Annotated in this window: 21 protein-coding genes; 7 read left to right on the top strand and 14 right to left on the bottom strand. The window is 37.0% G+C overall.

The genetic code is table 11. From position 1 onward, the window contains the following. Positions 1-44 precede the first annotated feature (44 nt). Positions 45-2,345, bottom strand: a complete 2,301-nt coding sequence (locus SKC36_RS02265; protein WP_459464340.1) for a family 65 glycosyl hydrolase domain-containing protein — start codon at positions 2,343-2,345, stop codon at positions 45-47. A 40-nt stretch (positions 2,346-2,385) separates the two neighbouring features. Further along, positions 2,386-3,033, bottom strand: a complete 648-nt coding sequence (gene pgmB, locus SKC36_RS02260) for a beta-phosphoglucomutase (RefSeq protein WP_459464338.1) — start codon at positions 3,031-3,033, stop codon at positions 2,386-2,388. Positions 3,034-3,212: 179 nt separating this feature from the next. Here pgmB and SKC36_RS02255 point away from each other — a divergent pair, with 179 nt between their 5' ends. From SKC36_RS02255 to SKC36_RS02230, 6 genes are read left to right on the top strand one after another with little or no spacing between them, the layout of a single operon-like run. After that, positions 3,213-4,919 (top strand): alpha-amylase family glycosyl hydrolase, encoded by a 1,707-nt coding sequence (locus tag SKC36_RS02255; RefSeq protein ID WP_459464336.1) that lies wholly within the window; start codon positions 3,213-3,215, stop codon positions 4,917-4,919. 15 nt (positions 4,920-4,934) lie between these two features. Then, the gene (locus SKC36_RS02250; RefSeq protein WP_459464334.1) at positions 4,935-5,726 is read left to right on the top strand and encodes an N-acetylmuramoyl-L-alanine amidase-like domain-containing protein; all 792 of its coding nucleotides are present in this window, start codon (positions 4,935-4,937) and stop codon (positions 5,724-5,726) included. After that, positions 5,723-6,868 (top strand): MalY/PatB family protein, encoded by a 1,146-nt coding sequence (locus SKC36_RS02245; protein ID WP_459464332.1) that lies wholly within the window; start codon positions 5,723-5,725, stop codon positions 6,866-6,868. The genes SKC36_RS02250 and SKC36_RS02245 overlap by 4 nt, the downstream gene beginning before the upstream one ends. Then, complete coding sequence (locus SKC36_RS02240) at positions 6,861-7,511, top strand: hypothetical protein (RefSeq protein WP_459464330.1); 651 nt, start codon at positions 6,861-6,863, stop codon at positions 7,509-7,511. Before SKC36_RS02245 ends, SKC36_RS02240 begins: the two co-directional genes overlap by 8 nt. Further along, entirely contained in the window at positions 7,508-9,223 is a 1,716-nt protein-coding gene (locus tag SKC36_RS02235) for an IlvD/Edd family dehydratase (protein WP_459452906.1), read from the top strand. Before SKC36_RS02240 ends, SKC36_RS02235 begins: the two co-directional genes overlap by 4 nt. A gap of 57 nt (positions 9,224-9,280) precedes the next feature. Next, positions 9,281-10,030 (top strand): SDR family NAD(P)-dependent oxidoreductase, encoded by a 750-nt coding sequence (locus tag SKC36_RS02230; protein ID WP_459464328.1) that lies wholly within the window; start codon positions 9,281-9,283, stop codon positions 10,028-10,030. A gap of 109 nt (positions 10,031-10,139) precedes the next feature. On the opposite strand, the gene SKC36_RS02225 is transcribed toward SKC36_RS02230, so the two are convergent. Genes SKC36_RS02225 through fucP form a run of 10 tightly spaced genes read right to left on the bottom strand, consistent with a single transcriptional unit; the run spans position 10,140 to position 19,601 of the window. Further along, a complete protein-coding gene (locus SKC36_RS02225; RefSeq protein ID WP_459464327.1) occupies positions 10,140-11,207 on the bottom strand; it encodes a dipeptidase in 1,068 nt (355 codons plus the stop codon). A 1-nt stretch (position 11,208) separates the two neighbouring features. Then, complete coding sequence (locus SKC36_RS02220; RefSeq protein WP_459464325.1) at positions 11,209-12,300, bottom strand: D-TA family PLP-dependent enzyme; 1,092 nt, start codon at positions 12,298-12,300, stop codon at positions 11,209-11,211. 1 nt (position 12,301) lies between these two features. Beyond that, positions 12,302-13,084 (bottom strand): L-fucose dehydrogenase, encoded by a 783-nt coding sequence (locus SKC36_RS02215; protein WP_459464323.1) that lies wholly within the window; start codon positions 13,082-13,084, stop codon positions 12,302-12,304. Beyond that, positions 13,084-13,914, bottom strand: coding sequence for an amidohydrolase family protein (locus tag SKC36_RS02210; protein ID WP_459464321.1), 831 nt, complete (start codon positions 13,912-13,914; stop codon positions 13,084-13,086). The genes SKC36_RS02215 and SKC36_RS02210 overlap by 1 nt, the downstream gene beginning before the upstream one ends. A gap of 2 nt (positions 13,915-13,916) precedes the next feature. Continuing rightward, positions 13,917-14,765, bottom strand: a complete 849-nt coding sequence (locus tag SKC36_RS02205) for a fumarylacetoacetate hydrolase family protein (protein ID WP_459464319.1) — start codon at positions 14,763-14,765, stop codon at positions 13,917-13,919. 19 nt (positions 14,766-14,784) lie between these two features. Continuing rightward, complete coding sequence (locus SKC36_RS02200) at positions 14,785-15,462, bottom strand: SGNH/GDSL hydrolase family protein (RefSeq protein WP_459452899.1); 678 nt, start codon at positions 15,460-15,462, stop codon at positions 14,785-14,787. 10 nt (positions 15,463-15,472) lie between these two features. Next, on the bottom strand, positions 15,473-16,237 hold the full coding sequence (locus SKC36_RS02195) for an SDR family NAD(P)-dependent oxidoreductase (protein ID WP_459464736.1): 765 nt from the start codon (positions 16,235-16,237) through the stop codon (positions 15,473-15,475). A gap of 15 nt (positions 16,238-16,252) precedes the next feature. After that, positions 16,253-17,908 carry a UxaA family hydrolase gene (locus tag SKC36_RS02190; protein WP_459452898.1) on the bottom strand — a complete coding sequence of 552 codons (1,656 nt, stop codon included), beginning with the start codon at positions 17,906-17,908 and terminating at the stop codon, positions 16,253-16,255. A 15-nt stretch (positions 17,909-17,923) separates the two neighbouring features. Further along, on the bottom strand, positions 17,924-18,253 hold the full coding sequence (locus tag SKC36_RS02185; RefSeq protein ID WP_459452897.1) for an L-rhamnose mutarotase: 330 nt from the start codon (positions 18,251-18,253) through the stop codon (positions 17,924-17,926). Between the two features lie 4 nt (positions 18,254-18,257). Continuing rightward, positions 18,258-19,601, bottom strand: coding sequence for an L-fucose:H+ symporter permease (gene fucP / locus SKC36_RS02180; protein WP_459464317.1), 1,344 nt, complete (start codon positions 19,599-19,601; stop codon positions 18,258-18,260). A 367-nt stretch (positions 19,602-19,968) separates the two neighbouring features. Between fucP and SKC36_RS02175 the strand changes: the two genes are divergently transcribed. Further along, entirely contained in the window at positions 19,969-21,261 is a 1,293-nt protein-coding gene (locus tag SKC36_RS02175; protein ID WP_459464315.1) for an alpha-L-fucosidase, read from the top strand. Here SKC36_RS02175 and SKC36_RS02170 read toward each other — a convergent pair. Next, positions 21,227-21,676, bottom strand: coding sequence for a hypothetical protein (locus SKC36_RS02170; RefSeq protein WP_459452894.1), 450 nt, complete (start codon positions 21,674-21,676; stop codon positions 21,227-21,229). The genes SKC36_RS02175 and SKC36_RS02170 overlap by 35 nt on opposite strands. Continuing rightward, positions 21,657-21,959 carry a Dabb family protein gene (locus SKC36_RS02165; protein ID WP_459452893.1) on the bottom strand — a complete coding sequence of 101 codons (303 nt, stop codon included), beginning with the start codon at positions 21,957-21,959 and terminating at the stop codon, positions 21,657-21,659. Before SKC36_RS02165 ends, SKC36_RS02170 begins: the two co-directional genes overlap by 20 nt. Between the last annotated feature and the right edge of the window lies 1 nt (position 21,960).

Genomic DNA, 21,960 nt, shown 5'->3' with positions numbered 1-21,960 from the left:
ATAACCTTTATTGGATAGTGAAAAGGCCTCATTGAGGCCTTTTTTTATATCATAATACTTGAATTAGCCGGAATTTGAACCTTTTGCTGATGGATAACAATTTCCGTTTCGTGCTTGGCTAAATTTTGAACCTTTACACCTAATGGATTCACTTCTATTTCTAAGTGATCCTTCCTGAAATTAATTTTGAAGCGATAACTTTTCCATTGTTTAGGTAAGAAAGGGGCTAAATGAAGTTGATTATTTTGTACGCTTTGTCCTGCGAAACCTTTAATGATGGACATCCAGGTACCAGCCATGCTGGTGATGTGGCAGCCATCTTCTGTATCATTATTATAATCATCCAAATCTAAACGGGCTGCCCGGGTATAAAATTCATAGGATTTATCTTCTTTACCCAATTTGGCAGCTAAAATACTATGCACACATGGACTTAATGATGATTCATGTACTGTGAGTGGCTCATAAAATGAATAATTTCTTTCAATTTCTTCTAAACTAAAATCTGACTCAAAAAAGTACATGCCTTGCAAAACGTCTGCCTGTTTGATGTAGCATGAGCGTAATATTCTATCCCATGACCAATGTTGATTGATGGGTCTTTGATGAGTTGGAATTTGGTCTACTGGGGCTATTACTTTATCTAAGAAGCCATCTTGCTGTAAATAGATTTCCCTTTTTTCATCTCGAGGAAAGTACATATGTTGCACAATGTGCTCAAAATCAACTAATTCGGTTGGGTTAAAATGAGAATTTTTAAATTTGATTGCAGCTTCTTCTGGGTATAAAGAGCTTATTTCGTGGTACACTTCTTGTACATATTTTAGGCACCATGTAGCCAAGTAATTCGTATACCAGTTGTTGTTTACATTGTTTTCGTATTCATTGGGACCTGTAACTCCCAGCATTACATATTTTTGAAGGTTTTCAGACCAATTAACGCGTTGTTTCCAAAATCTAGCAATCGCTAATAAAACATCCCAGCCGTAATCAAGTAAATGTCGTTTGTCATCGGTGTATTGCACATAATCATGGATGGCATAAGCTATAGCGCCATTTCGATGGATTTCCTCAAAAGTGATTTCCCATTCATTATGACACTCTTCTCCATTCATGGTTACCATGGGATACAAGGCTGCCCCATCATCAAAACCCAGTTTTTGTGCATTTTCAATGGCCTTTTCTAATTGTTTCCAGCGGTAAATCAAAAGGTTCTTAGCTACCTGAGAAGGTGCAGTGGAAAGGTAAAAGGGAATACAATAGGCTTCCGTATCCCAATAGGTAGATCCACCATATTTTTCACCTGTAAAACCCTTGGGGCCGATGTTTAATCGATCATCTTTTCCTGTGTATGTCTGATTGAGTTGAAAAATATTAAATCTTATCCCCTGCTGTGCCGCCACATCTCCTTCTATGAGAATATCGTTGCTATTCCATTTTTCTGCCCAAGCTAATGCTTGTTCTTTTAACATTTGATCAAATCCTTTGGAAGAAATGTTTGATAAATAGCTAGATAAATGGGCCTCAAAGTCTGATGTAGGGTGATTTTCTGAACTTAAATTAACGGCATATTTATAAATACTAGTCGTTTTATTTTCATATACCTCTACTTCGTATTGTAAGGAACTATATTTTTCTTTTGTCTCAGCTTTGGATTGAATAGCTAATTTTTGCCCATCTTGGTATATATGAACTTCTTGTCCGGTAATGACTTCAAAGTGAGTTTTTTTAGTTCTTGACCAAACGAAGGAACGATTATCGGAGCTTCCAACTTTTACTTCATCCCAAAACTTTTCTTGGTAATTGGAGTCTTTGTTTTGAATGTCACCATCAATGTAAGCATGGATTTGTATCGTTCCGGAAAAATTAATGGGAGTTATTTGGTATGAAATAGCACCAGATTCATCGTCTGCCATGCTATTAAAACGCTTTGATTCTATTTTAAGTCGTTTGCCATTGGATAATGAAATATCACACTTTCGAAGTAAATAGCCCTCCTTCATGTTTAATTCCCGATAAAAATCATGAATAATAGCTTTGTTGAGGTCTACTTTCACTCCTTCAATGATCACATCAATACCAATCCAGTTGGCGGCATTTAATACTTTAGCAAAGTATTCTGGATAACCATTTTTCCACCATCCTACCCTTGTTTTATCGGGATAATAAACCCCTGCCACATAATTCCCTTGAAGCGTTTTACCAGAAAAAGATTCTTCAAAATTGGCTCTTTGCCCCATTCTTCCATTACCCAAAGAAAAAACAGATTCCGTTATCTCGTTGAATTCTGGATGAAATTGATCCTCTATCACTTTCCACTCATCGTGTTTTAAATAATGCTTCATAAGAAATCTAATTGGAGTAGATTAAAAAAACTGGATTACATTAAAGGCTTAATAATTCGGTGGCTTGAATGTCTGTAAAGGATGTAATGATTCTATCTGCGCCATGTAAAACTACAGAAGACCCTATTCCCACTACTTTCATCCCGCCTGCTTTGGCTGCATCAATTCCTGCTTGAGCATCTTCAAAAACAATACATTCAGCTGCCAAAATGCCTAAAGCCTCGGCACCTTTTTGGAATACCTCCGGATCGGGTTTGCTTTTAGAAACACTATTACCATCAATAATTGCTTGAAACCAAGTAATTAAGCCTGTTTTTTCTAAGATGATTTTGGCATTTTTACTTGCAGATCCCAAGGCTATGAGGTATCCTTGATCCTTTAATTGAGCCAAAAATGGGAGAACTCCTGGCAAAATTTCACTGGGATTCATATGTGAGATTAACTTGAGGTATGTCTCATTTTTTTCTAGAAGCCAAGCTTCCTTTTGTTTTTCGGTAGCCTGAAAATTGGCCCAATGCAATATTTTTTCTAGTGACTCCACGCGAGAGATACCTTTGAGTTCTTCATTTTGTTGATGACTTAACTCAAAATCAAATTGCTTTCCTAAAATTTTCCAAGCTTGAAAATGATATACTGCAGTATCTACGAGTACGCCATCTAAGTCAAAAAGACAGGCCTTATACTTCATTTTATAATTTTAAAGTTTATGCTATTGATCAAAAATACAAGTTTTCCTGCTGGTTAAAAAGCGAAATTTGGCTTATTTGAGGCTTTAATCTTGTATTTGGTGAATAAATTAACTTTATTTAAATTAGAATTATACCAACCTATTACCCATAATTTAGGTTTTGATTACACCTTATTCAAATGAAAGAAAATAGCTCCCATAAATTTATTGTCTATCAAATGATGTTTCATTTATGGGGTAATACCAATACAGATTTAGTTTATCATGGATCCTGCCAAAGAAACGGGGTAACTAAATTCAAGGATGTTTCTTTGAAAGCCTTGGAGGCTTTAGCTAAAAAAGGATTTACCCATATTTATGCCACAGGCATCATTGAACATGCTACCATGGAGGATTTTACAGCCTATGGTTCTCCTCTAGATCATCCTTCTGTAGTCAAAGGAAGAGCAGGCTCTCCCTTTGCCATCAAAGATTATTATGATGTCAATCCATTTTTAGCTTCAGATCCTGCCAAAAGAATGGAAGAATTTGAGGAAATGTTAAAAAGAATACATCAGGCAGGTTTATTTCTAATTTTGGATTTTGTTCCCAACCACCTAGCTCGTCAATATTATTCAGATAAAAAGCCAAAAGGTGTTTTCGATTTTGGTGTACATGATCAGGTAGATAAGGCCTTTGATCCGAATAATAACTTTTACTATCTACCTGGGACAAAGTTTTCTGTGCCAGAGGGTTTAGAAGTACCGGTTCCTTATACAATACCCTACATTGAAATTCCAGCGAAAGTCAGTGGAAACAACGTATTTTCGGCCCAGCCGTCCAAAGATGATTGGTTTGAAACAGTTAAATTAAACTATGGGATCGATTTTCAGCAAGATCAAAAAAATCATTTCGATCCTATCCCTGACACTTGGCTAAAATTATTGGATGTACTCGTTTATTGGACAAATAAAGGGGTTGATTCCTTCCGTTGTGATATGGCGGAAATGGTGCCTGTTGAATTTTGGTCTTATGTGATACCTAAAATTAAATCAATTAACTCCAAGGTAACTTTCATTGCAGAAATTTATCAACCCTACCGCTATCAAGATTATATTTTTAGAGGAGGATTTGATTATTTATATGATAAAGTAGGTTTATATGATGCTTTGAGAAGATTAATGGAAGAAAGGCCTGAGGCTACCGTGGAGGATATTACTCGGGTATGGCAACAAGAATCGGGAGAATTTTCAGAGCATATGTTACGGTTTTTGGAAAATCATGACGAAACTAGAATCAATAGTCCAGGTTTTGCTCAACATAATTTATGGTCCACCATTCCTGCTATGGTTGTTACTGCCTGTTTACATCATGGTCCACTTATGTTGTACATGGGTCAGGAGTTTGGAGAACAAGCCAATGAAGTGGAAGGCTTCAATCAAGCCCAGGACCGGACGAGCATGTTTGATTTTTGGCGGGTAGAAAGCCATCAGAGGTGGATGAATGGTGGAAAATTTGATGGTAAATTATTGTCTAGTCTAGAAAAGCAATTAGATGGTTTTTATATGGATTTATTCCAATTTGTGCATAAACATACTGCCATTCAAAAGGGTCATTTTTTTGATTTACAGTATGCTCAACCCGATTCCTATCCAAAACGAAAAGTATTTTCATTTCTTCGTTATATAGCCAATGAAAGGTTATTGATTGTATGTAATTTTGATTCTCAGCATGACTTTCCAGTTCAAGTTCATATTCCCCAACTTGCCATGGATATGATGGAAATCACCAGTTGTAACTTAACATTAAGGCAAGCTTTTGTTCCTCCCATGTATTCAAACACAAGCAAAAAGGCAGATAAGTCCATATTACCTCCCAATAGTGTGTATATTTTTACTATTTCTTAAATTTCTAATAGGATTATGAGGCTAATTTTTTTGTTAGTTTTCAGCTTGTTTTGTCAATTGACTTGGGCCCAACAAAAATGGATTCCTTTGGATTTGCAAAGTCGAATTTCTTTGGCTCAAAAAAATCAGAATCATGTGATTTTGGCGGAGTATTTTATAGGTAAACCCTATATAGCCAACGCTTTATCCTCTGAAAATCCTGAAAAAATTTACTTTTCCCTAGAGGATTTTGATTGTGTCACTTTTATTGAAAATGTGATGGCATTATATGCATCGAAAGGACAAGATTCTTTATTTAGAAAGCACTTAATTTATTGGAGGTATTCTGATCCAAAAGACATACGATTTGAAACTAGAAATCATTATTTTACTTCTGCCATGGAGCAATTAATACGTGATCGAATGGTCATTCGTATTCCTTCGTCGGAAACATTGGAAATTAAAAAGACCTTCACATTTTTGTCTAAATATTACCAGAATAAGCAAAAAAACATTTCAATTGCGGCTTTAGAACAAGTAGAAGCGCAACTGAGGATTAGTTCATTTGGCTATATCCCCTCGGCCAAGGTAAAAAATATACTCAGTGGCATAAAAGAAGGTGACATTATTTCCTTTGTTTCTAAAAGAAACGATTTGGATGTTCAACATACAGGTTTTCTTACTTTTCGAAAGGGAAATTGGCATCTTTTGCATGCATCTCAAAAGCAAAAAAAAGTTTGTATATCCGATAAGAATTTAGTGGATTACTTGAAATCACATCCCTCCTTTCTTGGCATTCAGCTTTTTAGACCTAATTTTATTAAATGAAAAAATACGACTTTGATCAAGTAATTGATCGTAAAAATACGGCAAGTTATAAGTGGGATAATCCTTTGTATAATGGCAAAGCGATGTTGCCTATGCCTGTAGCTGATATGGAGTTTGCTGTGGCCGATGAGATTTTGGAAGCTTTAGATAAAATTACCCAGCATGGAGTATTGGGTTATTCTCTTGTACCTGATTCATTGAAATTATTAGCTCAAAAAAAATTAAAAGAAGATTACCAATGGGAAACTGAGCTAGATTGGCAGGTTTGGCTACCGGGAATTGTTCCTGGGATAACCTTGGCTTGTGATATTTTTGCCTCTGAAACCCGAGGGGTGATGACGGCCGTGCCTGTATATCATCCTTTTCATTTAATACCCACTTGGTTAGGTAGACCATTAATTACCTTTCCTATGGTACAAAAGAATGGACGTTGGAGCTATGATTTTATAGCTTTTGAGGAAGCTTTAAAGCAAAAACCTGGCGTGTTTCTTTTCTGTAACCCTCATAATCCCGGAGGGACGGTTTTCAATCAGGAAGAAATTCAACAAATTGTTCACTTATGTAGACAATATGATTGTATGATTATTTCTGATGAAATCCATGCTGACTTACGTATTTATCCTCAATCCAACCATATTAGTATCGGGAAATTTATCGAGGATATTCCTTCCATTAGCTTTTTCGCCACCTCCAAGGCTTTCAATACAGCAGGCTTGGGTGGATGCGTAGCCATCATTCCACACAAAGAAACCAGAGATGCTTTTTTCAAAAAGACCTTAGGATACATGCCTATGCTCAGTCGACATAGTATTGATGTTATGTCGGCAACCTACCAGCACGGCTCTAATTGGTTGTCCCAGTTATTATCTTATTTAAAAAAGAATCATGATTTTTTGTATGATTTCGTTCAAGGTCAAAAAGGATTGGATATGCTGCCATTGGAAGCGACCTATTTAGCTTGGATTTCCTATGATGCTTCCTGGGGTGATTTACCAGAACGTCTATTGGAAAATGGTCTTCATGTATTGCGGGGTGAACAATTTAAAGGTAAAAATTTCATACGTTTGAATTTTGCTTGCCCTTTTTCACAGGTAGAAGAAGCTTGTACGATTATTGCCAATTTGTCGCGATTAGATGATTAAAATAATTCGATTTACCTTTTTTTTGCTGGTATTATCTCTGCTTATTGGGCTCATTATTTATGTCAAAAAAGAAGAGGAAAACGAACAGATTTCAGCTTCTAGCTTAGAGGAGATGGATTTATTACAGCGCTATCAAGATTCTTTACATGGAGTTCCAAAAATTGAGCAAACCGATAAGGAAACTTATATGGTTACAAAAATAGAGGACTTTGAAGCAAGGGTTGAGCAGCAATCAAGCCAGGTATCATTACAAATCAGCAAAAGTAATCAACGAATTTTTACCAAGAATTTAGCTGATTTTACCTTTCATCAAATACTATCCACCGATTTGAATGGAGATATGAAGCCAGAGTTTTGGCTACTGCTAAAAAAGGGTAAAAACAGAAAAATATTTGCTTTTGAATACGACAAAGGAGGAATTAAATCCTTTGATTTTCCTGCATTAAAAGGTCGTCAAAACTTTGGCTACGCAGGAAATGATAGTTTACATGTAGATAAATCTTATATTGTAAGGACATTTGATTTTCATCATGATCCCTACGCAGACCTAACTGAAGGAAGAAGATCATGTTATTATAGTTTTGGCATAGACCGAAGCTTTGTATTAAACAAAACGTTAGACTTAGAAAAAATTCGACAATGAGTGAGCAAAAATTAAGATCGCAACAATGGTTTGGTAAGACAGGTAAAGATGGATTTATTTACCGGGCTTGGATGAAAAATCAGGGTATTCCTGATGATTATTTTCAAGGTAAACCTGTCATTGGTATTTGTAATACTTGGTCTGAATTAACACCTTGTAACGCTCATTTTAGAGAATTAGCTGAATTTGTAAAAAAAGGTGTTATTGAAGCAGGCGGATTTCCGGTTGAATTTCCTGTGATGTCTTTAGGTGAAACTTTGATTAAGCCTACTGCCATGTTATACCGTAATTTGGCCAGTATGGATGTAGAGGAATCTATCCGAGCTAATCCCATTGATGGTGTGGTTTTAATGTGCGGATGCGATAAAACGACCCCTTCCCTGGTAATGGGTGCCTGCAGTGTAGATTTACCTAGTTTGGTTATTTCCGGTGGACCTATGATGAAGGGGAAGTTTAAAGGAAAAGAGATTGGCACATCGGATGTTTGGCGTTTTGCAGAAGCCTATAAATTAGGTGAATTATCTCAAGCAGAATTCATTGAAGCAGAAGCTTGTATGGCTCGAACTCCTGGCCACTGTGCTGTGATGGGAACGGCCTCAACCATGGCTACAATGGTGGAAGCCTTGGGTCTAAGTTTACCTCAAAATGCTGCCATTCCAGCAGCAGATGTACGCCGCAAAGTTTTAGCACAGCATTCGGGTCGGAGAATTGTTGAAATGGTTAAGGAAGATTTAAAACTATCGAAGGTTTTAAGTCGGGAAGCATTTGAAAATGCCATTCGGGTTAATGCGGCTACGGGTGGTTCTACCAATTTTGTAATTCACTTGTTGGCCATAGCTGGTCGCATCGGGGTAGAATTGGATTTAAATGACTTTGATAAGTTTTCTAAGCAAATTCCATTATTAGCTAATATTCAGCCATCTGGAGTGCATTTTATGGAGGATTTATACTATGCAGGAGGTTTACCCGCATTGATGAATCAAATGAAAGAATACCTACACACGGGAATTATAACAGTCAATGGTAAAACTGTAGGTGAAAATATTGCCAATACACCGATATATGACTCCAACATTATATCGACTATGGATAATCCATTTAAACCGGATTCAGGTATTGCTGTAGTAAAAGGAAATTTGGCGCCAAATGGTGCCGTAGTTAAACCAAGTGCGGCATCTCCAGAGTTATTTAAACATCGTGGAAAAGCTGTGGTGTTTGAGAATATTGAAGATTATCATGCTCGAGTAGATCTACCTGATTTGGAAATTGATGAAAACTCTGTCATGGTTTTGAAAAATGTGGGACCCAAGGGTTATCCAGGTATGGCAGAAGTGGGAAATATGGGTATTCCCAAAAAGCTATTGGAAAAGGGCGTAAAAGATATGGTACGCATTTCTGATGGACGAATGAGTGGTACAGGATTTGGAACAGTGGTATTACATGTTTCACCTGAATCTGCCGCTGGAGGACCATTAAACTGGGTTCAAAATGGAGATTTTATTAGTCTGGATTTAGATAATCGCTCAATTCACTGGGAAGTGTCTGATGAAGAATTAGAGGCGCGTAAAAAAGCACAGCCATTTCAAGCTCAAGCCCATATTCGTGGCTATGTAGGTTTATTCATAGATCGTGTTTCTCAAGCTCATGAAGGTGCCGATTTTGATTTTCTTAAAGGAGGCTCGGGCTCTGTGGTTACGAGGGATTCACATTAATTTATCATTTGTAAAGGGCTTTACTGGAGATTAAAGCCCTTTTTTATTTTTATAAATATGTTAAAGTATATTGTTACTGGTGCGGCACAAGGTATTGGATTTGAGATAGTTAAGTCTATTTTAGTTCAAGGAGACTATGTAATTTGGAATGATATCAATTCAGAACAAATTGAGAAGGCTAAAACCCAATTACATCACCTAGGTTTGTATCAGTTTTATTGTATTTGTGCCGATTCAAGTTCACAGGAGTTTTTAGACGAATTAGGTTCCTTGGTGGATGAAACCCCAGGTACATTGGCTGGATGTGTGTGTAATGCTGGTATTACCACCTTTGGTGATTTTTGGTCCTATACACCAGAATCTTTGGATCAAATTCTCAAGATTAATATTAAAGGGACTTTCTTTTTGGCTCAATTGGTGGCAAAGAAATTGCGTAATGCAGGAAATGGAGGAAGTATCTTATTGATGTCATCCGTTACGGGTCATCAGGCTCATCCTGATTTGGCAGCTTATGGAATGACTAAAGCGGCATTAAATCAATTAGCTAAGAATTTGGTGATAGACCTCTCCCCTTTTAAAATTCGAATTAATACCATTAGTCCGGGAGCAACTTTAACGGAAAGGACGCTTTCTGATCAGGATTATATAAAAGAATGGTCTGCCATTACTCCGATGGGTTATCCGGCTACTGTGGAAGATATTGCTCATGCAGCCCTCTTTTTCCTTTCTCCTCAATCGAAACACATTACAGGTCAGTATTTAGTAATCGATGGTGGTTGGACTTCCGTGGGAATACCTCCGAAGTAAAGTAGAATGTGAGAGAGCTTTTTTGTCTATTATTGCCTTAATTTAGGTAAGACAAGCATGCATACTGGGCGATGTGATTACCATCGATTGATGACAAACACTATTTACATCACTTCCAATTTTTTTCTAAAAAGGAAATCCAGTTTTTGTGGCATATTTTTTCGATTTCCAAGTGGGAATATCCTCTTTTACTGAGCAAATCAGGGATTTTTTGCAGATCTGCAATGGATTGTATGTCGTATGGACATTGTTCGGTTCCAAATCCTCCATCTAAATCAGTTCCTAAACCAACATGGTTGGTATTTCCTGCTATTTGGCAAATATGATCCAAGTGATCAATCATGGTATTTAAGCTGACCCGCATGTTCAATGGCGTTGATACTCCCCTAACCCATTTGGGAACCATCATCCACGCATCTAGGGGCATACCAATCACAGCTCCTCTGCGAATCAATTCTTTAAATTGCTCATCGGTGAATTGTCGGTTATGGTCAACCAAAGCCCGACAATTATGATGGCTAGCCCATACAGGACCATCGTAATGTTCCATTGCTTCCCAAAAACTATCATCACAAAGATGTGTAGCATCAAGAATTATGCCTAATTGCTTCATTCTATCCAATAATGCTTTGCCATCTTTTCCCAATCCTCCGGTGGCATTGGTGCCTTGAGCATATCTTCCAGGGCCATAATGTGCTGGACCTAAAGCTCTTAATCCATACTTATAGGCAATATCCAAATGATCTACCGTGATGATGGAATCGGCTCCTTCTAGACTTAAGATATAACCAATCTTCTTTTTAGGTTCCTGACTATTATTCCAATAGTTTAGGTGAGCCTGTAATTCAGCCCAATTACGAATGGGACTTAATTCTCCCAAAGCTTCTAATGCTTGATAATAGGCTAATTGCCCTTGGGTTTGAGCCCAGGCTTGTTCTGGAGAATGCCAACCAGGCAAGGTGGAATTTTTATCTACATACCGAGCAATTTGTGTGGCAACCACAATACCAATATTTCCTTTCCTCATTTCATCTAATGAAATCACTGCATTCCCTCGATCGGGTTTGTCTGTCATTCCCTTTTCCCTCTCATTGATTTCTTGTAAGGAAGACCTTAAATCACGATTCCATTCTAGGGCATTCATGCTTAGGTCTAAATGAGCATCGAATAGTAGCATCTTAAATATTGATTTTTCTGTTTCTGGCCTTTACTTCCCATAAACCTGTAAATTCTCCTCTGTCAATTACTTGTAAATGAGAATGCAAAGCTACGGTTGGACAAACATGGTAAGGAATTAGATAAAATAATTCACCTATTTCAAAGGTATCTGAATCATTAACTTCCACAATTCCATGTTCCTCACTTTGACTCAAGAGTTTACATTCAGGATGGTCTAAGAAGCGAACACGGTTTTCAATGGAATTTTCTGCAGCAACGGATTTATGTCCTAAATCTAAGCAAATAGTAGTTTTACTAGGTTTTGAAATGATTCTACTGACAAGGTAAAGCGCTGGTAAAAGGCTATTTTCAGAATAAAGAGCTGCATAACCTGCATCAAAAAAAACAAAAGTACCTGGACTACACACGTACTTAGGATTTTGGTGATGCACTAAAAAACTAGGTGTTCCCCCTACGCATAATTCTAAGTTGGGGAATTCAGTGGAAATGGATTGCGTTAATGCCTCAAATTCAACAAAATCTCGTTGAACATGTTCCTTCCTATCGGCTAAATTTAAATCCCGAATATGGCCGTCATAGGCATGAAGTCCTTGGATATGTAAGGCAGGAAGAGTTTTTATTTGTTGAATTAAAGACGCTGCCTTTGTGGGAATGATTCCTGTCCGATTCATTCCTACGTTAATATCGATAAATACATGAATACTTTGTTGGCGGCTTTCAAAGACCTTAGAAATAGACTTGGCCGCTTCAAAATCATCTACCAAACAGGCAAATTGACTATCTGGATACCTTTGTACTAATTCAGCCAAACGAAGAATATAAGGCCCAGTGGCCTGCATGCTTAATAAAATGGAAGGGGCACTGGATAAGGCTAATAATTCAGCTTCAGCTATCGTAGCGCATTTGAATTTTTTAATACCTGCTGCTAGGAGCAAATCATTCACTTCTTTTGTCTTATGTGTTTTAATGTGAGGTCTCAATCGATCTGGATTGCCTCCTACTAAATTAAGTACATAAGAAATGTTGTGTTTTACCTTTTCAGGAAAGACAATTAATCCTGGACTTTGAATAAGCTTACTATTCAGGTTCATATTAAATTAATGCACGGTCTAAATGCGTATATCCACCATCAACATGAATTAATTGACCAGTTGTATGGCTTGATTTTTTAGACATTAGAAAAGTAACCATATCACCCAACTCCTCAGGCGTAGTCATGCGTTTACCCAATGGTATTTTTTCAGTAATGGATGCTAAGGTTTCTTCAGGATTAGGAAGCGTTTTTAACCACCTGTCATATAAAGGAGTATAACATTCTGCCACGATGACCGAATTTACCCGAACTCCATCTTTCAATAATTCAACAGCCCATTCACGGGTTAAGGCATTTCTTCCTCCATTGGCAGCTGCATAAGCAGAAGTACCCCCTTGACCCGTTTCTGCCACTTTAGAACCAATATTCACGATAGCACCTTTGGATTGAATCAAATGTGGGAGGCAAGCCTTAGCCATGAGGTAATAATGTATCAAATTGGAGTGCAAGGATTGCATAAATTTCTCGTAACTCCCTGAAGCTAGACCTACACCATCATTGATGCCTGCATTATTCACTAATCCATCAATGCGACCAAAGAATTTAAAAACCTCATCTACCACGCGCTCACATTCCTCAGGACGGCTTAGTTCGGCTACAAAGGAAAATGCTTGTCCTCCTGTAGCTTGAATTTTGGCAATGGCCCTTTCATTATCCTCTTTATTTCTTCCTACGATGGCCACCATAGCTGATTCTAAAGCTAATGATTGACTAATTCCTTCGCCAATTCCTTTGGCACCGCCAGTAACAATGATTACTTTTTCTTTAAGTCCTAGGTTCATTATAGTTCTACTTGATAAAAAGCTAAACAATTATTCAATTTAATATCTGATTGTTCTGTTTCAGATAAGTTAGAAATACTCTCTTGAAATACTCCCAACCATTTTTCTAAATCTGAAGCTACTAATACTACAGGGTAATCGGAACCCCAAACCAATCTTTTCGGTCCAAAAACTTCTAAGGCGTGCTCTATCGCCTCATTGATTTCATCTTTAGTCCAAGATGTCCAATCTGCTTCTGTTACTAATCCTGAAATTTTCGCAAACACATGTTCCAATTTTTGGTAGCCTTGTATATCTTTTTTCCACTCACTTAGATTCTTAGATTTAAATGGCGGTTTAGCTAAATGATCTAAAATTAGTTTTTGATTATCTAATTTTTGAGCAAAAAGTACACTTTCTTTAAGTTGATGTGGGTAAATTAAAATATCATAAGTAAAGTCAAATGCCGCTAATTGTTTAACTCCATGTATGAATTGTGGTCTTTGAAAAAATAAAGGATCTTTCTCCCCTTGAATGACATGTCGGAAACCAACACATTTTTCAAATTGAGAAAAATATTCCAAACGACTTTCTAGATGGTCATTTTGTAAATCTGTCCATCCAACCACACCTTTGATAAAATCATTTTGCTCAGCCAAAGCCAGCAAAAAAAGTGTTTCTTCTTCAGATGAATCAGCTTGCACAGCGATACAACCTTCGATACCATTTTTTTCAAAAATAAGCTGACTTTCATTGGGGTAAAAGTCAGTCTGAATTTTGGCCATGTCGTCCGTAATCCAGGTATCTCTTTCTGGTTGATAATTCCAAAAATGTTGATGCGAATCGATCATTTTTACGCTGTATAGGCAATAGCCTTTTGCTTTTGTTCTCCTAAACCATCCATTCCTAATGTCATGACATCCCCTGGTTTTAAAAATACAGGTGGATTTAATCCTAAACCAACGCCATGTGGAGTTCCTGTCGAAATGACATCTCCTGGTAATAATGTCATGAATTGGGAGATGTAGGAAACTATTTGTGGAACGTTGAAAATCAATTGTTTCGTATTACTTGTTTGAAAACGTTGACCGTTGATATCTAACCACATGTTTAAATTATGTACATCCAGAATCTCATCTTTGGTAGCCAAAAAGGGTCCTAAGGGTGCAAAAGTATCGCAACCTTTGCCCTTTGACCAGTTCCCTCCTCTTTCTAATTGAAATTCTCTTTCTGAAACATCGTTGTGTAAACAATATCCAGCCACATAGTCATAAGCATCTTCTTCATTTACGTAGGAGGCTTTTTTCCCAATGACAATGGCAAATTCTACTTCCCAATCTGTCTTTACTGAATTTTTCGGAATGATTACATCATCAAATGGTCCACTTAAGGCAGAGGTACTTTTAAAAAATAATATAGGTTCGGTTGGTATAGCTGCACCAGTTTCTTTGGCGTGATCAGCATAATTTAAACCCACACAAATGATTTTGGAAGGACGAGCTACACAAGATCCTATTCTCTTAGGATTAGGTATTTCTTCCAAAATTTCATTTTGAAGAACATTTTCTAATTTAGCTAGGCCTCCTTGTTCAAAAAAGGATTCATTGAAATCTTGAAAATATGGACTTACATCAAAATATTTACCATCGATTAAAACCGCTGGTTTTTCATTATTAAGATCTCCTAGACGTACTAATTTCATAATATAATTTTAGAGAGTATTATTTAATATCTTTTAAAACAGACCACATGGTTTCAGCTAAAAACTTGTTTCCAGACTCATTTAAATGAACACGGTCACTTGTTAAAATGCCGGATTCTTTATTCTCTGGATTATTGTTTTGCTCATACGTCAAAAAGGCCTTACGTAGGTCTATTAATGAACAATTATTGTTTTTTGCAATTCGTCGAATGATATCTGAATATCGATTTAAATCTCCATCATTTTCGTTGGTCGCATCATAACGTTCCCCAATGACGGTGGGTGTACATATTACAACCTTACTACCAGCTGTTTGCACCTTCTTGATCAAAGCGTTATAAAAACGTTCGAATTTATCGGCATCAGTGCCCGTTCTAGAGGATGTTTTATGCCAAACATCGTTTATTCCAATATAAATAACCGTTATGTTAGGTTTTTTTGCGAGTAAATCTTCTTCATGGCGCAGGTATAAATCATAAATTTTATTACCACCTATTCCAGCGCCAATTAGTTCATATTGATCTCCAATGCCTTGTGAAGCAAGCATACCTTGCAATTGGGTTATATAACCCGTTTTGGACACTCCAGCTTGAGTAATGGAATCCCCAAAGAAAACAATTTTAATAGGATTTGCTGGGCTAAATGAACTTAATGAAGCCATTAATAAGGCTATGGATAAAATCAACTTACTTTTCATGTGATTTAATTTAATTGTTTAAATAGGTAAAACCGCCATCTATTGGATAGTCGCAACCCGTGATAAAAGATGCTTCATCTGAACATAAATATAAAGCTAAATGAGCAATTTCTTCTGGCTGAGCCATTCGACCAATGGGTTGGGTTGCAGATAATTTTGCAAACATTTCTTCTTGTTTGTCAGGGTAATTTTTTGCGATAAATCCATCCACAAAGGGTGTGTGAACTCTACCTGGTGAAATGCAATTGCAACGAATACCAAGTTTAACATAATCTTTTGCCACCGATTGGGTCATGGATCTAATGGCTCCCTTGGTCATGGAATAACCAAATCGATCAGGTATTCCTACGGATGCGGCCACTGAGGCCATATTAACGATTACTCCTTGGGATTGTTCTAACATACCCGGAATAAAAGCTTGCATACAATGAAAAGCCCCTTTTACGTTCACATCAAAAATGGATTGAAATCCTTCAGAGGTGGTATTTTCCAAATTCCCAATTTGAGCAATACCTGCATTGTTGATTAGAATATCTACTGTTCCCAAATCAGCCGCTAGGTTTTTTACTGCTTCTAAGTGGGTAATATTAATGATATGGAGTTTCGATAGACTTGAGATACTTTTTAATTCTTTTTCCGTTTGACGGGACCCCGGATTTTCTAAGTCTATTATGTGAACTTCCGCTCCTTGTTTTGCGAATAGTAATGAAATTGCCTTTCCTATGCCAGATCCACCACCTGTTACAACAGCCTTTTTATTTTTTAATGAAAATATCATAGCGTGAAATTTTTATAATGAAACTCCTCTTCTCCAGAACATAAAATCATCCTGCCCAAGCTCCATGGCTTTGGTATTGATTTCACCTGAAGCTAAACGAATGACATAATCCAATATTTCTTCACCCATTTCTTCTACCGTTTTCTCACCAGAAATAATAGGCCCACAATCTATATCAATGATTTCTGGAAGCTTTTCTGCTAAACGAGTATTGGTTGATAATTTTACCATCGGACTAATTGGATTACCTGTTGGAGTTCCTAAGCCTGTTGTAAATAATTGTACAGTAGCACCAGCTCCAGCCATTCCTGTAGTAGCCAATACGTCATTTCCAGGAGTGCAAACTAAATTTAAGCCATGTTTTTTGGCATATTGGCCATAACCTAGGGCATCAACAATGGGTGATGTACCTGCTTTTTTGGCAGCTCCTGCCGATTTAATGGCATCAGTAATTAAACCATCTTTGATATTACCCGGTGAAGGATTCATATCAAATCCTGCTCCTACTGCTTCAGCTCTTTTAGCGTATTCACGCATTAATTTGCCGAAATTATCAGCCACTGTGGCATTCACAGAACGATTTTGTAATTCTTGTTCTACTCCGCATAATTCTGGAAATTCAGCTATCATGACTGTTCCGCCCAGGGCAACTAGCAAGTCTGCTGTATGTCCTATAGCAGGATTGGCTGATATACCTGAAAAACCATCAGATCCTCCACATTTAACGCCTAAACGAAGTTTTGATAAGGGAGCATCACTACGCTTAATTTTATTGATTTCTACCAAACCTTGGAAGGTTTTTAAGATAACTTCGCTTAATAAATTTTCTACGCCACTACCCTCATCTTGTTGCTGTTCAAAGAAATGAATGGGTTTAGAAAAATTCGGGTCAATTTCCTTTAATGTATTTTTAAAAGTCTCAATTTGAGAATGTTGGCATCCCAAACTTAAAACGGTGATACCACCTACATTGGGATTGACACAGTAGCCTGCCAATAAGGCACAAAGCATGTCTGAGTCATCCTTGCTTTCTCCACAACCACTTTCATGACGTAAAAATTTAATACCATCTACCTGAGGAAATGAAGCTGATTTTTGAAGTAACTCACCTTTAAAGGAAACTTTAAGTTCATTGGTTTTTAACTCCTGACCGCTTTCTAATTGTTTTTTTAATTCAATAACTTGATCGGTAAATGGATCGTTTTTTTGAAAACCTAATCCCTTGATAAAGGCATTTTTCAATAATTCTACATTTCGGTTTTCACAAAATACCAAAGGAATTACTAACCAATAGTTCTGCGTGCCAACTTGACCATCTGGTCTGTGATATCCTTTAAAAGTTTTGTTTTTCCAACGATCTACATTAGGAGCCGCCCAAGTATATTCTTTTTGCTTCCCCACAAAATCATGAGATGCATGGTGCAAATTAAAGGTATGGATTAGTCCTCCTTTCGGAATATCTTGTGTAGCCACGCCCACCAATACTCCGTACATGGTGGCTGTTTGTCCTTTTGGAATATCTAGCGTGCTAAATTTATGTTTGGCGGCAATATCATCCTTCAATATTATCTCTTGTCCTTGATGATGGATGATCGTTCCAGCTTTTAAGTCAGTTAGGGCAACAAGTAAATTATCTAAGGGGTGTATTTGTAAATAAGAACGGGACATTAAAATAGTTTTAAATTATAATTTAAATATGTTTTTGGTTAACACCCATTTTTCTCCTTGCGGAGTTCCGGGTATGATTTCTTGAAATTGACTCATGAGTTGTTCCCAGGCTTGCACTTTTTCATTGGAAGCATCTAATTTACTTTTTTCCTCAAAACTAAAGTGGTCATGGGCCACAATTTCCATGACTAGTCTATTTTCAAAGCGGTAAATTTCCATGGATTCAATTCCGGATGCACGAATACTCTCCGCAATTTCTGCGGGGATGTTTTGATGATAGTTTTCATAGGTTTGAATAAGTTTAGATTCGTTTTTTAGGTCCAGAAGTAGCATAAATCGTTGCATAATCCTAGACTTTTTGGATTTTAAATCCTTGGTACGCGTAATATACTATAAACACAAAGCATAGTAACGGAATGCCTAATGCCAAAGACGGTCCTATTTTAAATAAATAAGCCGCAAATGGCGGAATAATGGCTCCGCCTACTATCGACATGATAATTAGGGATGAGGCCAACTTAGATCCTTCTCCCAAATCTTTACATGCCAACGCAAAGATAGTAGGAAACATAATGGATTGGAAAAAATATACCATCATTAATGCAACAACCGCTAAGATACCTCCACCTAACATGGCTATGATGATGGATACAACGGATCCAATGGCATAAATTCCTAACACTCGGTTTGATTCATATTTTCCCATAAAATAGGTACCAATGAACCTCCCCACCATAAATAAAATAAAAGCAAAGGATGCATGAAAGCTAGCAATTTGAGTTGCTGTCATGCTTTCTGTGGTTTGATAAATTTTCTCCACAATCCATAAATTGGAATCTCGGGCAAAATCTAATTTAAAATCAACAAAATTCCCCCAAAGCGATACCTGGGCTCCTACATTACAAAATTGAGCAAAAATGCCTAATCGTAAATGTTTGTTTTTCAGCAAATTAGCAATGGAAATTTGTTGATTACTTACTCTATTCTCTCCTGCTGCTTTTACTTCAGGCATTTTGGTAATGGCAAATAATATAGCTACAATGGCCACGATGAGACCAATAATTAAATACGGCCCTTGCACCGATTCAGCCTGACTTACTCGTATGGCTTCTGCTTCAGCTGCCGGTAAAGCTTGTATCATGTCCCGAGTATATTCCCGGTCTGAAAAAATAAATATACCTCCAATTACTGGCCCTAAGATGGTACTAATTCCATTAAAAGATTGCGCTAGATTAAGTCGGAAATCTCCTTTTTTAGGGTCTCCAAGCACAGTTACGTATAAATTGGCAGCTGTTTCAAGAAAAGCTATTCCACTAGCAATTAGAAATAAGGCCCCTAGAAAAAAACTGTATTGACGCACAGCCGCAGCTGGATAAAATAAAAATGCGCCAGCAGAATAGAGAATCAAGCCCATTAAAATTCCCATTTTATAACCAAGCTTTCGCATCACTATTCCAGCAGGAATGGCCATGACGAAGTATCCCATATAAAAGGCGGTTTCAACTATATTTGCTTGCCATCGCTGAAGATCTAGGGCTATTTGAAACTGTTTGACTAATGTCCCATTTAAGCTATTGGCCAAGCCCCAAAGGAAAAATAAGCTAGTAACTAAGATGAAAGGAAGTAGATAATTAGTTTGGTCTTTGTCTTGACTTAGTTCTAATTGTTCTTCAGGGTTTATGGGTAGCGCCATATTTTGACTTTTGGTTAAAAAGAGTTTAGCAGCTTTAATTTACCTGCTTTTTTTATTAATTTTATTTTTAACCTCATTAATCTTATGTTATTTGTTAAAATAATTCAATCAAAATAGATTTTCTCATTATAACAGGTTTATTTTTAAGCTATTTCAATATCTATTTTGGGTGATAAAAGAAATATTCTTTCATTTATGTTTTTACCACTGTAAATATATTTCAATGCGATTCTTAGTACTACTTTTTTTGTTTTCAGGTCTTTCATTTTTCAGTGTTGCCCAAAAAATAGCTCCACTTGCTCCTCTGCCTTCTGCTAAACAAATTCAATGGCAAAATTTGGAGTATTATGGATTTATTCATTTTAACATGAACACTTTTACTGATGTCGAATGGGGAGAGGGAATTGAGTCTCCTAGCCTTTTTAATCCTTCTGCCTTAGATTGTAGGCAATGGGCCAGAATAGCCAAAGCTGCTGGAATGAAAGGCTTAATTCTGACAGCCAAACATCATGATGGCTTTGCTCTTTATCCTTCTAAATTCACCGAACATACCGTTGCCAAATCCCCTTGGAAAAATGGCAAAGGAGATGTAGTAAAGGAATTATCTGAAGCTTGTAAGGAATTTGGATTGAAACTAGGTATATACTTATCTCCTTGGGATAGGTTTCATCCTGCTTATGGTACAGATGCATACAATAAAATTTATGCTGAAATGCAAAAAGAGTTATTGATACAATATGGACCCATTTTTGAATTTTGGTATGATGGAGCTAATGGAGAAGGTCCCAATGGAAAAAAACAAGTGTACGACTGGCCATTATTTCATTCCATGGTGAATAAGTACCAACCCCATGCAGTTCAGTTTTCAGATAATGGACCAGATATTCGCTGGGTCGGAAATGAACGTGGTTATAATTATGAGACATCTTGGAGTCCAATCAATAAAGACGAAATTTATCCAGGCTATCCAAAATTTGATTTGTATAAAAATGGACAAGAAAATGGAAGTCATTGGGTTGCGCCAGAGGTAGATGTATCCATTCGTCCAGGTTGGTATTATCATGCAAAAGAAGATAATCGAGTGAAAAGTCCTGATTCCCTCATGAAGATTTATGTGGCTTCTGTAGGTAGAAATGCCAATTTACTATTAAATATACCTGTAGATAAACGAGGATTGATTCATCCCAATGATTCAGCTTCCATGATGGGATTTGCTGACTTGAGAAAGAAAAGTATCATCAATTTATTGAATTCAAAGTCAACAAAATATGAGGTTAGTTCGTCATTTAATGCACAATATGCTATTTCCCAATTGAGTGATCTAAACGCTTCAAGCGCTTGGTCACCATCGAAAAGTGACTTAAAACCTGAGATTCAAATACATTTAGCAGAAGCCAAGTTGGCTAATTCCCTACTGTTGCAAGAGCCTATAGCCATGGGACAAAGAATTAAATCTTTTAAAGTGGAACTAGAATCCGAAACAGGAGAAAAGTGGTTTTTACATGGAAAAACCATAGGACATAAACGAATGATTACCTTCCCCGAGAGGAAGGTAAAACATATTCGTATTATTTTGGAGGATTACCGGGCACAGCCATTAGTTTCTAACTTGGCCCTGTATCGAATTATTTCAGCACGTAACGAATCGCTTTTCCACTAAACGTGTATCCGTTGGCATATTGGGTGCTATAAACTTGGTACTTGACATCCATCAAGGCACTAGCACCCATTTCAGTGGCTTTTTCCACCATTTGACTCAAGATTTCTTGTTTCTTTAATTGGTGATTTCCTCGATTGAGCATTTTGCCATTGACTGTCTGATTATTTTCCAAAGGAACTTCACCAGATATACTGATGCTTTCAATAATCTCATATGACTGCTTTGGGCTTTCATTGAAATAGAAAACATCGATGGCATATTTTACCGGTACTTCGAATCCTAAACCATCATGCCTGTCTACTCCCCCATCTTTAAAGTTAGGTGAATAATAGGTAGAAGGTTTGACGTTTTTGGAACATGCGGCCAAAAAAAACAACAATCCGAAACTTACTAGTTTAAATGCTTTCTGAATCATAGATTAATACTCTGTCCCAATACTGAGCGCAGTTTTTGATGAATTCTAAATGAATGGGTGCCGTTTGATAATAATCATGGCCAGCTTCATCCGAAAAAGTGGTTAATAAACAATAATCATATGAACGATCAATCACAGGACGATCCGTATTGGCAGGTTTTCCCACATTGAAATCTTTCACCGTTTCTACCTTCCCTAAGGATAATACTCCTGCTTCAAATTGTTGGATTTCTTCTTCGCTTAGGCCTTTTTTTAACCAAAAATTAACTACGTGTACAAACATG

It is taken from the genome of Aquirufa sp. OSTEICH-129A (genome assembly GCF_054558355.1).
The sequence above is the reverse complement of the archived record's forward strand: the minus strand, read 5'-3'. Positions and strand labels throughout refer to the sequence as shown.